This is a genomic window from Halomonas sp. hl-4, from assembly GCF_900215475.1.
Classification (GTDB): domain Bacteria; phylum Pseudomonadota; class Gammaproteobacteria; order Pseudomonadales; family Halomonadaceae; genus Vreelandella.
In genome coordinates, this window is record NZ_LT907845.1 from 2,179,148 (window position 1) to 2,193,819 (window position 14,672).

Here is a 14,672-nt window from a genome sequence, read left to right on the forward strand (position 1 = left end):
GCCTTACTATAGCAATCCGCTTAGTAGAACCATAAGCGTCAGCGGAATCGATACCCAGCGAACCACATTACGCCACCATAAATAGCGACGCTCACCGACGCCCAGTGCCTTCATTGCCGTGCTGCGAGGCATGATCCAGACAGCAAATATCGAGATTAACAGCCCGCCTAATGGCAAGAAAATATCCGGCGGTACACTGCTCACTAACTCGAACACGTTGCGCCCCAGCAGCGGGCGAAAGTCAGCAAGCGTAGAGAACGACAACGCCGATAGCAGTCCAATCAACCAGACGCTCAACGCTACCACCGCCGTTGAGACGCTACGCCGCCAACCAAACCCCTGTAATGTAGCCACCATGGGCTCAGCCAAATTAATCGCCGAGGTCCAGGTCGCCAACAGCAGTAGCAAAAAGAACAGGCTCAACCAAAGCGAGCCCCAGGGAAGCTCAGAAAACGCTATCGGCAGCGTTACGAACATCAACCCTGGGCCATCGGCAGGGTCCATTCCTTGAGCAAATACCACTGAAAAAATGGCAATACCGGCCAGTAACGCAACGCTAATATCCAACACTGCTACCGCTATGGCCGCACCCGGTAGGCTCTGTTCGTCAGGCATATAGGCGCCATAAGCCATCAACGCGCACGCCCCCACCGCCAGGGTAAAAAAGGCATGCCCCATGGCATGCAATACAACGCTGGGCGTTAGCGCGTCAAAAGAGGGTAAAAATAGCCACGCCAGCGCATCAGCAAATCCGCTGGTGGTGGCCGCATAGGCCGCCAGTAACAGCAACAAGCCATACAATAAAGGCATCAACAGGTTATTTAATCGTTCCAGGCCTTTCGCAACGCCTGCTGCAACCACCGCCATGGTCATAAACAAAAACAACGTGTGGTTAAAAATCAGCAGGCCCGGATTGGCGAGAAAAGACTCAAAACCGGCACCGATTTCTGTTGCACTGGCCTCCTTAAAGTTTCCGTTGATCGATGCCACCAAAAACTCAATAGACCAGCCAGAAACCACCGAGTAAAACGACAAAATGCAAAACACGGTAAAGGCCCCAAAAAGGCCCAGCCAACGCCAGTGACGCGAGGCGCCAGCCTCTGCCGCCAATGCGCCAAGTGCCTGCATGGGGCCTTGGCGTCCTGCCCGGCCAATTAAAATTTCCGCCATCATCACGGGAATACCCAACAACAGAACAAATGCCACATAAATTAATAAAAAAGCGGCCCCGCCGTTTTCACCCGCAACGTAAGGAAAGCGCCAGATATTACCTAACCCCACCGCAGCGCCTGTTACCGCTAGGATAAAGGCTCGCTTTGACCCCCAGCGCTCTAGCGTTTTACTCATTGATGACTCCCGCCTTGGTGGCCCTAAAAGCCCGCAAGACTAACAGGCGCTGGCTTGAAGGCAAGCCAAGGTAACCTCCTGGCATTGAAACAGCACGCGTTCGCCCGCACTCTGTCAACATAACGGCGTTTGTCGCGCCCCACCGATACCCAAGAGGTGCCTATGTCCCGCAATCCGCTGCTCGAGAGTCACTCGCTACCCCCGTTCAATGACATCCGCACTGAACACGTGGTCCCAGCCGTTGAAGCCCTAATAAGCGAAAGTCGTGACACAATCGATCACCTCGCTCAGCAAGCGGCCGTTACAACGCCCACATGGGAAAATTTTGCCAAGCCGATTGAAGACGTTAACGACCGGCTCACCCAAGCGTGGTCACCGGTTTCGCACCTCAATAGCACGATGAATACACCCGAACTTCGCGAAGCGTACCAGACCTGTCTGGAACAACTTTCCGCATTCACCACTTGGGTAGGGCAGCACGAGGGGCTGTTTCACGGCTGGCAAGCGCTAAAAGAGGGCTCAGCATGGGCCCAAATGGATGCCGCACAGCAACGCACAGTTGATAACGCGCTACGCGATTTCCGCCTGGCGGGTGTTGACTTACCCGCCGATAAAAAAGCCCGTTATGGCGCTATTCAAGCGCGCTTGTCGATGCTATCCAACCAGTTTTCCAATAATGTGCTGGACGCAACGCAGGCATGGCATAAAGACATCGAAAGTGCCGACACTCTCGCAGGCGTGCCGCAAAGTGCGCTCGATACGCTAAAAGCAACCGCCGACGCGAAAGGCATTACCGGGTACCGTATTACGCTCGACTTTCCCAGCTTCTTCCCGGTAGTTAGTTATGCGGATAATCGCGAACTACGCCGTGAAGTCTATACCGCATTTGTGACCCGTGCGTCTGACCAAGGTCCCGATGCTGGCCAATTCGACAACGCCCCTATTTTTGAAGAAATCTTGTCGCTACGCCAGGAACTGGCCCACCTACTTGGCTTCGACACCTACGCCGACTACTCGCTCGCGACCAAGATGGCCGACTCACCCGAGCAGGTGCTCGCTTTTCTGAACGACTTGGCGAACCGAGCTGTTCCACAAGCCAAGCAGGAATTTACCGAATTAAGTGATTTTGCTCGGGATGAACTTGGCATTGAGTCGCTAGAGCCTTGGGATGTGGCCTACGTTAGTGAAAAACTGCGTGAAGCACGCCACGCTATTTCGCAAGAACAGCTCCGCCCTTATTTTCCTGCCCCACAGGTGGTCGATGGGTTGTTCCAAGTGGTGGAGCGCCTCTACAGCGTGCGCTTTACAGAAGATAATCAAGTGCCGCGCTATCACGATGACGTGCGTTTCTATTGGATCACCGACAATGACCGGCCCATTGCCGGGTTTTATCTAGATCTATATACCCGAGAAGGCAAGCGTGGCGGTGCCTGGATGGCAGACTGCCGCGTACGCCGCCAGGTGAATAGCGGCTTGCAGCTCCCCGTCGCCTTTCTTACCTGCAATTTCACACCTCCCGTGGGCAACAAACCTGCGCTGCTAACCCACGATGAAGTGACCACGTTGTTCCATGAGTTTGGCCATGGCTTGCACCACATGCTGACGAAGCAAACGATTGCGGACATTTCCGGCATCAACGGGGTTGCCTGGGATGCCGTAGAGCTACCCAGTCAGTTTATGGAAAACTACTGCTGGGAACGCGAAGGCCTCGACCTGATTGCCCGTCATGTGGATAGCGGCGCCCCCCTTCCCGAAGAGCTATTGGCGCGTTTGCAAGCGGCAAAAAACTTCCAGTCGGCGATGGGTATGGCGCGTCAAATTGAGTTTTCCTTATTCGATCTGCGCTTGCACCATGAACTCGAAGCGCCCAGCGCCAGTGATGTCCAGGAATTGCTGAATGAGGTACGCGAGCGCGTTTCGGTAGTACCGACCGTTTCGTTTAACCGTTTCCAAAACAGTTTTGGGCATATTTTCGCAGGCGGCTACGCGGCGGGTTACTACAGCTACAAATGGGCCGAAGTGTTGTCTGCCGATGCCTGGAGTGCCTTTGAAGAAGCCGGTATTTTCGACCCCACTACGGGCCAGCGTTTCCGGCAGGAAGTGCTTGAACAAGGCGGCGCACGCGATGCTGCCGAGTTATTCCACGCCTTCCGTGGCCGCGATCCCAGCGTCGAGCCACTTCTACGCCACAGCGGCATTCGAGCCGCTTAAATCCGTATAGCCTATGCACGCCGACCTCAAGGGTTGGCGTGCCTTTGGAGTAGTATCATGTCGAATGTGAAACGCTTTATTGCGGGCGTGACCTGCCCGCGCTGTGCTGCCATGGATCGCATTCGCGCCTGGGAGCAAAATGGCATCCGCTATCGAGAATGCGTCAGCTGTGATTTTTTCGAGCAGCTACCCATTGAAGATGATGCACCGGCTGAGCTAAGCACTCGCGTCAATCAAGCCCGCCCGACACCCGCCCAAGACGACATCCAGCCTGTGAGGATTATGGACCCCAACCATAAGCCCTCTGACCCATAGCCACTAAAGAGTTATCGCGTCAGATATTGGAGGGGCCACTATATGTGCGGTTTTACGCACACCCAATAGCGGCTAACGTGCGTATCGCCAGACACTTCCATGTATTCCATCTACGACCAACGTTTAATATAAAGTTTATAACCAACTGTTTTTAAAGACAAATAATTGCACTGGCACGACAATCGCTCTAATTTATTGCTCACCGTTAGTAGCGTTGCCTGAACCGCACGTCCACTAACGGATTAACAACTCAATAAACATTAGGGAAATTCGCCATGCGCAATTTTAAACCGACCACACTGGCATTGCTGACGAGCAGTGCGTTACTCGCTACGGGTAGCGTTCACGCCGACCGCGACGACTGGCCAGACAATTTCACTGTCGGCACAGCAAGCCAAGGCGGCACGTACTTTGTTTATGGCTCTGGCTGGGCCAACTTTATCGCTGACGAGTTAGACATCTCAGGCGGTGGCGAAGTCACCGGTGGCCCAACTCAAAACTTGGCACTGGTACATGGCGGCGACATGGCCTTTGGCCTAGCGACCATGGGTCCGGCAGCTGACGCCGTCAATGGCGAAAGCCCTCTCGCGCCTGGCGAAAAAATGGACAACGTCTGCGCCATGTTCCCGATGTACGAAACCCCGTTCTCCATCGCCGCATTGGCCGACAGCGATATCGAATCCATTTCTGATATACCCGACGGCGCACGCATTGGCTTTGGCCCCTCGGCTTCAACCTCTGACACCTATTTCCCAGCGATGCTGGAAGAGCTAGGCGTTGACTTTGACCGTCGTAACGGCGGCTGGTCAGATCTTGGCGGCCAATTGCAGGATGGCCTGCTTGACGTTGTTGCCTTCGCTGCCGGCATCCCGATTCCAGCAGTTAGCCAGCTTGAAGTGCAAACCGACGTGAACATTATCGAGTTCACCGAGGAAGAGCTGGAAATCGTCATGGATAAATTCCCCGTCGCGGAATTCACGATCCCCGCTAGCACCTACGAAACACTGGAAGAAGACGCCCGCGCCGTCTCCATGTGGAACTTCGCAATTGCTGGCTGTGACCTGCCAGAAGACTTTGTTTACGAAGTCACCAAAGCCACCATGGAAAACAATGACCGCATGCAGTCCGTTCACCGCAGCGCTGCTAACAGCATCCCGGAGAACATCAAGCACAACACCGTGCTGCCGTTCCACCCCGGTGCTGCTCGCTGGTACGAAGAGAATGGTCACGAAATTGACGACGATATGATCAACTAAGTCACACTCGTTGCCGGCTGCCCCGCACCAACCCGGTTGGGCGGGGCAGTTTTCGCTAATACCCCTTTGTTTGCTGTGAGGGTGAACTCTAATGAGTCACAAAATCGACCAAGAACCTAACGGCCCCAAAGATGATGCCCCAACGGTTTCATCCGCTTCTGAGATACTCGCCGAAGGTGTCGATGAAGAAATTGTTGAATCCAATCGACGTCTGTTTACCGGCTGGCAGTTTTTCCTATTTGCTGCGTTAGCCATTGGTTATTCAGCCTTTCACCTGATAACGCTGAATGCATTTCCGATGGAAACCTGGTCGTTCAGGATTATCCATATAACGGGAGCGCTGATCCTGGGTTACGGCTTGTTTGCCGGCTCACGCTTTGCTGACACCGATCACGACGGCTCTCCCAAGTGGCTCTCAATCGTTAGCTATGCGCTGCTAGTGCCCGCTGCTTATGCGCTTCTGCAAGTCTTTTTTATGATGCAAACGCTCAACGGCGGTGCAATGCGCATTGAGCCCACCATTGAGACCCTGCACTACGGTTACCCGCTTATTGCCACCACGGCGCTGGCGATTGTGCTTTCCTGGTTTTATCGTCAGGCGCGCCATCGTTTTAACCCGGCCGACCTGGTGTTGATGGTCTGTGCCCTTGCCAGCGCGGGCTATCTATTGCTGGTGTTCAATACACCGCTACGCGCCTCAACTGGCACCTCATTTGCTCCAGCAGGGATTGCATGGGCCGCAATTGCAGGCTCTCTACTCATCCTTGAGCTAACCCGTCGTGTTGCGGGGCTTGCGTTGGTCGCCATCTCAGCTGTATTTCTCACCTATGTATTCATTGGCCCCTATTTACCTGGCTTTCTAGGCTATCCTGGCCTGTCACTACAGCGCTTTTTTAGCCAGGTATATACCGATACCGGTGTACTGGGACCTACCACTGCCGTTTCGTCGACCTACATTATTCTGTTCATTATCTTCGCGGCCTTTTTGCAGGCGTCCAAGGTTGGCGATTACTTCGTTAACTTCGCCTTCGCCGCCGCCGGGCGCGCACGAGGAGGCCCCGCTAAAGTGGCCATTTTCGCTTCCGGGTTGATGGGCATGATCAACGGCACCTCAGCCGGTAACGTCGTATCCACTGGGTCGCTGACTATTCCGCTGATGAAAAAAGTCGGCTACCCCGCACGTAGCGCCGGGGCCATTGAAGCGGCCGCTTCAACGGGTGGGCAAATCATGCCGCCCATTATGGGGGCGGGCGCCTTCATCATGGCAGAAGTCACCGGCATCCCGTATACCGAGATTGCCGTTGCCGCGCTGATCCCGGCCATTCTCTACTTCGCATCGATCTACTTTATGGTGGATTTTGAAGCCGCGCGCAAAGGCATGCGTGGCATGCGCAAGGACGAGATTCCCAAGTTCGCCAAGCTGGTCAAGCATGTCTACCTGTTTGCGCCGATCATCATATTGATTGTCGCCCTGTTTATGGGCTACTCGGTAATCCGCGCAGGCACGCTGGCGACAGCAGCGGCCGCCGTTGTCAGCTGGATCTCGCCCAATAAAATGGGGCTAACCGCGATCCTGAGAGCGTTACAGCTGGCAGGTACCATGTCGATACAGATCATCGCCGTGTGTGCTTGCGCTGGCTTGATCGTCGGCGTTATTTCGCTGACCGGTGTTGGCGCGCGTTTTTCTTCGTTGCTGCTGGGCCTGGCGGGTGTAAGCCAACTGCTGGCACTGTTCTTTGCGATGCTGATCAGTATTTTGCTGGGCATGGGCATGCCGACCACGGCAGCGTATGCCGTTGCTGCCTCGGTGGTCGCGCCTGGTTTGATTGATATTGGCATTGAGCCATTGATTGCCCATTTCTTTATCTTCTACTTTGCAGTTGTTTCATCGATTACCCCTCCGGTTGCCTTGGCCTCCTACGCGGCGGCAGGTATTTCCGGGGACAACCCGATGGGCACGTCGGTGGCCTCGTTCAAGATCGGTCTGGCTGCATTCATTGTGCCATTCATGTTCTTCTACAGCCCGGCCATGTTGATGGAAGGTTCCCCGCTCCAGATTGCCCGCGTCGGGGTAACCGCATTGCTGGGTATCGTGTTGCTTTCAGCCATGGTGCAGAAATGGTTCTTCGGGCCGCTGAACACACTGCAACGCCTGGTGATGCTGGTTGGCGCGCTGTTTATGATTTACGGCGGTATTTATACCGACATCGCTGGCTTGGCGATTGGTGTCATACTGTTTGTTATGCAGCGTAAGCAGCACGGCAAAGCCGACAATACGCCTAGCACTACGTAACCCTCTAACGCAGCAATGCTGCCAACTAAAACGCCCGCTCAATAATCGAGCGGGCGTTTTTTTATTAGGACCATCATGTATCTACATGGGCATTAGCCACTTAGGTTATCGACGATTTTTAACACCGGCGCCGCTTGATTGAGGGTGTAAAAGTGCAATCCCGGCGCGCCACCATCCAGTAACCGCTGACAGAGCCGACTTACGACGTCGGTGCCAAAGGCTGCAATTGCCTCGCTATCATCGCCGTAAGATTCCAGTTGCTTACGAATCCAGCGGGGAATCTCTGCTCCGCAGGCATCAGAAAAGCGTGCCAGCTTGGTGTAATTGGTAATCGGCATAATGCCGGGAATAATCGGCTGATCGACACCCGCGGCGCGCGCTTTTTCAACAAAGTGGAAGTAGGCGTCTGCTGTAAAGAAGTACTGGGTAATCGCCATGTTGGCACCCGCTTTCATCTTGCGGGCAAAGTTTTCCACATCCCTGTCGAGGTTGAGGGCCTGTGGATGAGATTCTGGATACGCGGCGACGGCAATATCAAAATGGTCGCCGGTTTCATCACGAATAAACTCGACAAGTTCGTTGGCGTAGCGCAACTCACCGATGCTTCCCATGCCAGACGGCATATCGCCGCGAAGCGCCACCAAACTGTCAACGCCTTCTTCACGGTACTGGACTAACAGGTCGCGCAACTGGGCTTTTTCACTACCAATACAGGAGAGGTGCGGAGCGGTGGTAATACCGCTCTGGCCTACCTTACGCACAATCTCGCGAGTACGCGCTTGAGTCGATCCACCGGCACCATAGGTGACAGAAAAAAAACGCGGCTTTCGGGCGGCCAGCTCGTCACGCGTGCGGATTAGCTTGTCACGCCCGGCATCGGTGTTGGGCGGAAAGAATTCAAAGCTAATACCTAGCGGATGCTCGTGGCGGCTCATGGGATTTCCTCATAATGCGTCAAAGTGGTGATATTTTGCGTTATTCTCGCTTTTCCACCGCGTTGGGGCCAATGAAAGATTCCACGTTTGGCCTTTAATTCGGCTCATGTTAACTGTCAATGTGATGTATTGAGGGGCATATATGGATTTAGCGCCAAACGCTTTAGTGGGGCCGCTGCTAATGTTGCTGGGGTTTGTTGGGCTGGGGTTTATTGCCGCTCAACGTTTAAAGGTCGACCCGCGCCCCATCGCCACATTGCTGGTCTACCTGATTGCCCCGCTGACGATTTTCCGAGCGTTGATGAACGGGGGGCCGACGGCCGAGTATTTAGTGTTAACGCTTGCGCTATTTATGCTTGTCAGTGTGATGGCACTCATCGTGCGAAGTGCTACCCAACACCGCTTTGGGCCGCAGGAAGGTGCGTTGCTGGCGTTTTCTTCGGGTACCGGAAATACCGGTTACTTTGGCCTTCCGGTCGCGTTAATTCTGCTGCCACCCGAGGGTGTCACGCTCTACCTGTTTTGTATGCTTGGTATCAATCTCTACGAATTCACGGTGGGTTTTTACTTAAGCGCCAGGGGGCATTTCTCGGTACGACAAAGCCTCGTTAAAATAGCAAGGCTACCCCTTGTCTATGCGTTTTTGTCGGCCCTGGTGCTGAGCGCACTCGACATTTCATTGCCCGATTCGCTGATGAGCTCGATGGAGGTTTTCCCCGCTACTTATACCCTTCTGGGCATGATGATTATTGGCATGACCTTAAGCCAAGTAACCGTCTCGGCCTGGGACACGCGGTTTGTCGCAACCTGTGTGGGGTTGCGCTACGGGCTTTGGCCGCTGGTCATGCTCGTCCTGGTAGTTATACTGCAGCATTTAATACCGCTTTCCGTTGAGCTGGGCATGGCACTGTTGTTGCTGGGGGTAGTCCCAATGGCATCCAACGTCGTGGTGGTCGCCATGGAACTTGGGATTCAACCGCAAAAAGGGGCATTGGCAGTCCTCGTTACTACGTTGCTCGCGCCGCTGCTGATTCCCTTTTACCTGGGCATAATGTTGCATCTAACAGGATTGACTTAAAAGCCGTCAACCTCTATTGCCCGAAGCTGTGCCGCCATACGTTGTACCTTTGGATGACTAAAGAACGCGGTCAGTGCTTGCGCGCGAACCGGCCCAACCTCTGGCTGGGCCTGCCACTCTGAACGGGTAACATCAGCCAAGGTAGACCAATCACCCAAGCCGGCATTGCCGCCTGGAGGCATACCCAGCGCCGCCAGCCAATTGGCGTAAGGCGCTGAGCGTGCGGTTTGAAACTGCTGCATCAACGAGGCGGCGCGGGCTTCGCCAATCCCATAAGCTTTCTGTAGCTGGCTTGGCGTAACATTAAGCCAGCCCAGTAAATCAGTGACCACCCCCGCCTCCATTAGCGACTGCCAAGTGCCTTCACCAACGCCTTGCATACCCAGTTGATCACTTAGATAACTCAGGCGCGCCAGCAGTTGGGCATCGCAGCCATCGCGTTGCTCAAAGCAGCTTAATAGATGGTAGCGCTCCGGCGATGGCGCGCTCAGGGCGGCGCGTTCCTGGGTTTGCCATACCACCTCGGTCACCTGGGGAATGGTCAAGCCTGACAGCGTTACCGCGAGCTGGTCTCCCGGCCGGACATCCCACTCCTGCCAGCGCTCAAGAGAGCCAAGCGACACGCGACGGATACGCCGCCCTTCTAACTCTACAGGATATAGCCACACTAATGGGGTTACCTGACCTGTGCGTCCAACCCGAAACTCTACCCCCCGCACCTCTGCCAACGCTTGCTGGGCGGGATATTTCCAAGCGACGGCCCACTCAGGGGGCGATGATGACCAGCGTTGTACGCCGGGACGTTCTGCTTGTTTGATCACCACGCCATCCGTGGCGAAGGGGAGCGCGCCGCTAAACCATTTATCCCGCCAGTAGGCGGCATCACGCCGGTCATCCAACTGATAGGTGTAATCAGCGGTATCAAACCCGAAGGCGCTCAGCTGCGCTAGCCGCTCGGCCATATTCGTCGGCCCATCGGGCCAATCCCAAATAAACAGCCCGATTTGGTCGCGTGTTTGCGATGTCGGCCGTTCTTGAGCCATGGCACCCGCGACAGCACCGCGTGCCCCTGTAGCGGGATTTCGCGATTGGACATGATCGGTTAAGCGCCAATACAGTTCGCCCTGCAACACGCCCGATAATGGTGAAGTCAACGTATTCGGCACGCCAGGCAACCGACGGACACGATCCGTCCAATCCTGGCCACGCTCGCCATCGCCGCGACTAACGGCTTCTACCAATTCACCTTCTTGATAGCGTAACGTGATGGCAACACCGTCTACCTTCGGTTGAATCCACAGATTCTCCCGGCGACTGCTAAAGCGCTGTACCCCGTCGTCATCGGCTTTTTCAAGGCCGGTTTGCGCAAAAGGATGGGCGCGACTCTCGCGTGTAGTGGTGATGCGGGTTAATGGCTGGTGGTTAGACGACTCGCCCAAACATGCCTGCCATTCAGCCAAGCGTGCCACCGCCTGATCGTAGAGCGTATCGTCAATTAGCGACACGCCCTGATCATGATAGGCACGATCCCACACGGCCACCTGAGCAGACAGCGCCTGGCTCTCTCGCGTCAGTCGCTCGGCACTCCAGTCAGGGCATTCTGCTGCCTGAGCGGTTAGCGTCACGACACCCAGCCAAGCCATGAGCATTCCCTGCACATATCGTTTCATCGACACCTCGCCGCCGCTAATCGTTTGTCATGGCGTTAGCCTAGCGCACCGCGCAAAAAAAATGCCCCCGGCATCAGCCAAAGGGGCATTTTCCTACACTATTATCAGCAATAGCTTACAAATTGGCCGCCTGACGCAGCGCATCGGCTTTGTCGGTGCTCTCCCAAGGGAAGGCTGTAAAGGTCTCTTTGCGGGTTTCACCTTTGTCGTCTTTCCAGGTATAGCTATGCTCAAACGGGGCTCTACCGAAGTGGCCGTAGGCAGCGGTCAGTTGATACATCGGGTGTAGCAGATCAAGCATCTTGGTGATGGCGTAAGGCCGCAGGTCAAAATGCTCGCGTACCAAGTCGACAATCTGTGCATCACTCACCTTACCAGTGCCAAAGGTATCGATAGACACAGACGTCGGTTCAGCTACGCCAATCGCATAGGAGATCTGAATCTCACACTTGTCGGCTAGACCCGCCGCTACGATATTTTTGGCCACATAGCGACCGGCATAAGCCGCACTGCGGTCGACCTTGGAAGGGTCTTTGCCCGAGAATGCGCCGCCGCCGTGGCGCGCCATACCGCCGTAGGTATCGACGATAATTTTACGCCCGGTCAGCCCACAGTCGCCCACTGGTCCGCCTATCACAAACTTGCCGGTCGGATTAATGTGGTACTGGGTCTTGTCATCGAGCCACTCGCCGGGAATTACCTGCTCAATGATTTCACGCTTAACCATTTTACGCAGGTCTTCCTGGTCAATGTCCGGATCGTGCTGGGTGGAGAGCACCACTGCATCGACACCACACGGCTGGCCTTGGGCGTTATAGCGGAACGTCACCTGACTTTTAGCATCCGGGCGCAGCCACGGCAGCAAGCCGTTTTTGCGCAGCTCCGCTTGGCGTTCGACCAAACGATGCGAGTAGTGGATCGGCGCCGGCATGAACGAATCAGTTTCGTTGGTGGCGTAGCCAAACATCAGGCCTTGGTCGCCCGCGCCCTGGTCTTCAGGCTTGCTGCGGTCAACACCTTGGGCAATATCGACGCTCTGTTTGCCGATCAGGTTAACCACGCCACAGGTGGCACCGTCAAAGCCGACATCGGATGAGGTATAGCCAATCTCGGTGATCACATCACGCACCAAGGTTTCAAGATCCACCCAGGCATTCGTGCTAATTTCACCGGCAATGATCGCGACACCGGTCTTCACCATGGTTTCACAGGCAACACGCGCCTGCTTATCCCGGGCGATAATAGCGTCTAGCACTGCATCGGAGATCTGGTCGGCAATCTTATCGGGATGCCCTTCAGAGACGGACTCGGAGGTAAACAGGGAATATTCGCTCATCGCGCACTCGACCCTCTGTATGACAGCTGCATCGTGACCGCAGCATCAGCAGGAAATCATGGCAGGAAGTCCCCTGCCCATATAAAGAAGCGACACTGCGCTTCGGGAGGCAAAGTCTACACGCTGTTGGGAGTTCTTCCCAGAACGAGCCCACCAGAATTTGCCGCCGCCGGGGAAGTCAGCGACAATAGCGCCTTCATTATTTACGTTTTCAGGCGAGGAGCACCCCATGCCGTCCCGTTTTGAGCTGGCCAATGCCATTCGCGCCCTTTCCATGGATGCTGTTCAGAAGGCCAAATCAGGCCATCCTGGCGCCCCCATGGGGATGGCGGATATTGCCGAGGTGCTATGGAATGATCACCTCAAGCACAACCCCGACGACCCCAAATGGGCCGATCGCGATCGGTTCGTGCTGTCGAATGGGCACGGCTCCATGCTGCTCTACTCGCTGCTGCACCTGACCGGCTATGAACTCAGCCTGGAACAGTTGCAAAATTTTCGCCAGTTGCACTCGCCCACCGCCGGCCACCCAGAATATGGCTATGCGCCGGGCATTGAAACCACCACGGGCCCGCTGGGCCAGGGGTTCGCTAACGCCGTGGGGTTCGCGATCGCTGAGAGAACCTTGGCGGCCCAGTTTAACCGTCCCGGCCATACCATCGTGGATCACCATACGTGGTGTTTCCTGGGGGATGGCTGTTTGATGGAGGGCATCTCCCACGAAGCGGCGTCACTCGCGGGTACCCAACAGCTGGGCAAGTTGATCGCGCTGTACGATGACAACGGCATCTCTATCGATGGCGAAGTGGAAGGCTGGTTTACTGACGACACCGCCAAGCGCTTCGAAGCCTATGGCTGGCACGTAGTGCCAAAGGTTGATGGCCATAACCCCGAAGAGGTTCAGGCCGCCATTGAGCTGGCCAAGAGCCACGCTGATAAGCCGAGTTTACTTATCTGTAAGACCGTGATTGGGTTTGGCGCACCCAACAAGCAAGGCAAAGAGGAAGCGCACGGGGCGCCGCTGGGTGAGGACGAAGTGGCCGCCGCACGTAAGCAGCTTGACTGGCCCCACGCGCCGTTCCACGTACCTGAGCCGATTTATTCTGCCTGGGACGCCCGCAAGGCCGGCAATGCCCGCCAGCAGGAGTGGGAAGCCCGCTTTGCCCGCTATGCTGACGCCTTCCCCGCCGAGGCACGCGAATTCACTCGCCGCATGAAGGCGCAGTTACCTGCCGAACTACCCACCGAAGCCTTAATTGAACAGGCCCAAGAGAAAGGCGATAGCATTGCGTCGCGCAAGGCCTCGTTTGAGGTGCTGAATGTGATTGGTCCGCAAATGCCTGAACTGTTGGGGGGTAGTGCCGACCTGGCCCCGTCGAACCTGACGTTCTGGAAAGGCGCCAAAGCCATTACGCCCGAAGACGCCGATGGCAACTACCTGCACTACGGCGTACGCGAGTTTGGCATGGGGGCGATCATGAACGGCATCGGCCTGCACGGTGGGTTTGTGCCTTACGGGGCCACCTTCCTGATTTTCATGGAGTACATGCGTAATGCTGTACGCATGGCATCGCTGATGGGGCAACAGGCGATTTACGTCTTCACCCATGATTCCATCGGCCTTGGTGAGGATGGCCCGACCCACCAACCGATCGAGCAACTCACCAGCCTGCGCACCACGCCTAATCTGAATACATGGCGACCCTGCGATGCGGTGGAAACGGCCGCGTCCTGGGATGCGGCGATCAAACGTCATTCCGGCCCCACGGCGTTGGTACTTTCGCGCCAGACGCTGCCGCACCAGCCGCGTACCAAAACGCAGTTGGCGGCGATTCAGTGCGGCGGCTACGTACTCAAGGATAGTGAGGCAACGCCCGAGCTGATCCTGATTGCCACTGGCTCAGAAGTCTCGCTGGCGATGGATGCCGCGGCCGAGCTCGAACAGCAAGGCAAAGCCGTCCGCGTGGTCTCTATGCCATCGGCCTACCGCTTTAATGGGCAAGATGCGGCGTATCGCGAAAGCGTGTTGCCAAGCACTGTCACCAAGCGTATCGCCATTGAAGCAGGCCATGCCGACTACTGGTACAAATACGTGGGGCTTGAGGGCCGCGTGATCGGCATGACGACGTTTGGCGAGTCAGCCCCGGCGGGCGACCTGTTCAAGCATTTTGGGTTTACCGTCGAGAACGTCGTCAAACAGGCTAATGAGCTACTCGGATAACCGGCTCGCC

Annotated in this window: 10 protein-coding genes; 6 read left to right on the forward strand and 4 right to left on the reverse strand. The window is 55.8% G+C overall.

The window, feature by feature from the left end:
- Window positions 1-6: 6 nt before the first annotated feature.
- Window positions 7-1,347, reverse strand: a complete 1,341-nt coding sequence (locus CPH17_RS10335; protein WP_074397649.1) for a sodium-dependent transporter — start codon at window positions 1,345-1,347, stop codon at window positions 7-9.
- A gap of 162 nt (window positions 1,348-1,509) precedes the next feature.
- Here CPH17_RS10335 and prlC point away from each other — a divergent pair, with 162 nt between their 5' ends.
- From prlC to CPH17_RS10355, 4 genes are all read left to right on the forward strand, one after another.
- Window positions 1,510-3,558 carry an oligopeptidase A gene (gene prlC, locus CPH17_RS10340; RefSeq protein ID WP_074397650.1) on the forward strand — a complete coding sequence of 683 codons (2,049 nt, stop codon included), beginning with the start codon at window positions 1,510-1,512 and terminating at the stop codon, window positions 3,556-3,558.
- Between the two features lie 57 nt (window positions 3,559-3,615).
- On the forward strand, window positions 3,616-3,873 hold the full coding sequence (locus CPH17_RS10345) for a YheV family putative zinc ribbon protein (RefSeq protein WP_074397651.1): 258 nt from the start codon (window positions 3,616-3,618) through the stop codon (window positions 3,871-3,873).
- A 275-nt stretch (window positions 3,874-4,148) separates the two neighbouring features.
- Window positions 4,149-5,129 carry a TAXI family TRAP transporter solute-binding subunit gene (locus tag CPH17_RS10350; protein ID WP_074397652.1) on the forward strand — a complete coding sequence of 327 codons (981 nt, stop codon included), beginning with the start codon at window positions 4,149-4,151 and terminating at the stop codon, window positions 5,127-5,129.
- A gap of 91 nt (window positions 5,130-5,220) precedes the next feature.
- On the forward strand, window positions 5,221-7,422 hold the full coding sequence (locus CPH17_RS10355) for a TRAP transporter permease (RefSeq protein ID WP_074397653.1): 2,202 nt from the start codon (window positions 5,221-5,223) through the stop codon (window positions 7,420-7,422).
- A gap of 92 nt (window positions 7,423-7,514) precedes the next feature.
- Here the strand turns inward: CPH17_RS10355 and metF are convergent, their stop codons facing one another.
- Complete coding sequence (metF, locus tag CPH17_RS10360; protein ID WP_074397654.1) at window positions 7,515-8,357, reverse strand: methylenetetrahydrofolate reductase [NAD(P)H]; 843 nt, start codon at window positions 8,355-8,357, stop codon at window positions 7,515-7,517.
- A gap of 142 nt (window positions 8,358-8,499) precedes the next feature.
- On the opposite strand from metF, the gene CPH17_RS10365 reads away from it, so the two are divergent.
- Window positions 8,500-9,435 (forward strand): AEC family transporter, encoded by a 936-nt coding sequence (locus CPH17_RS10365; RefSeq protein WP_074397655.1) that lies wholly within the window; start codon window positions 8,500-8,502, stop codon window positions 9,433-9,435.
- On the opposite strand, the gene ligB is transcribed toward CPH17_RS10365, so the two are convergent.
- Window positions 9,432-11,105: an NAD-dependent DNA ligase LigB gene (gene ligB / locus CPH17_RS10370; RefSeq protein WP_074397656.1), complete on the reverse strand. Its 1,674-nt coding sequence runs from the start codon at window positions 11,103-11,105 to the stop codon at window positions 9,432-9,434. The genes CPH17_RS10365 and ligB overlap by 4 nt on opposite strands.
- Before the next feature lie 115 nt (window positions 11,106-11,220).
- Window positions 11,221-12,441, reverse strand: coding sequence for a methionine adenosyltransferase (gene metK, locus CPH17_RS10375; protein WP_074397657.1), 1,221 nt, complete (start codon window positions 12,439-12,441; stop codon window positions 11,221-11,223).
- A 229-nt stretch (window positions 12,442-12,670) separates the two neighbouring features.
- Between metK and tkt the strand changes: the two genes are divergently transcribed.
- Window positions 12,671-14,662: a transketolase gene (gene tkt, locus CPH17_RS10380; RefSeq protein ID WP_074397658.1), complete on the forward strand. Its 1,992-nt coding sequence runs from the start codon at window positions 12,671-12,673 to the stop codon at window positions 14,660-14,662.
- The last annotated feature ends 10 nt before the right edge of the window (window positions 14,663-14,672 follow it).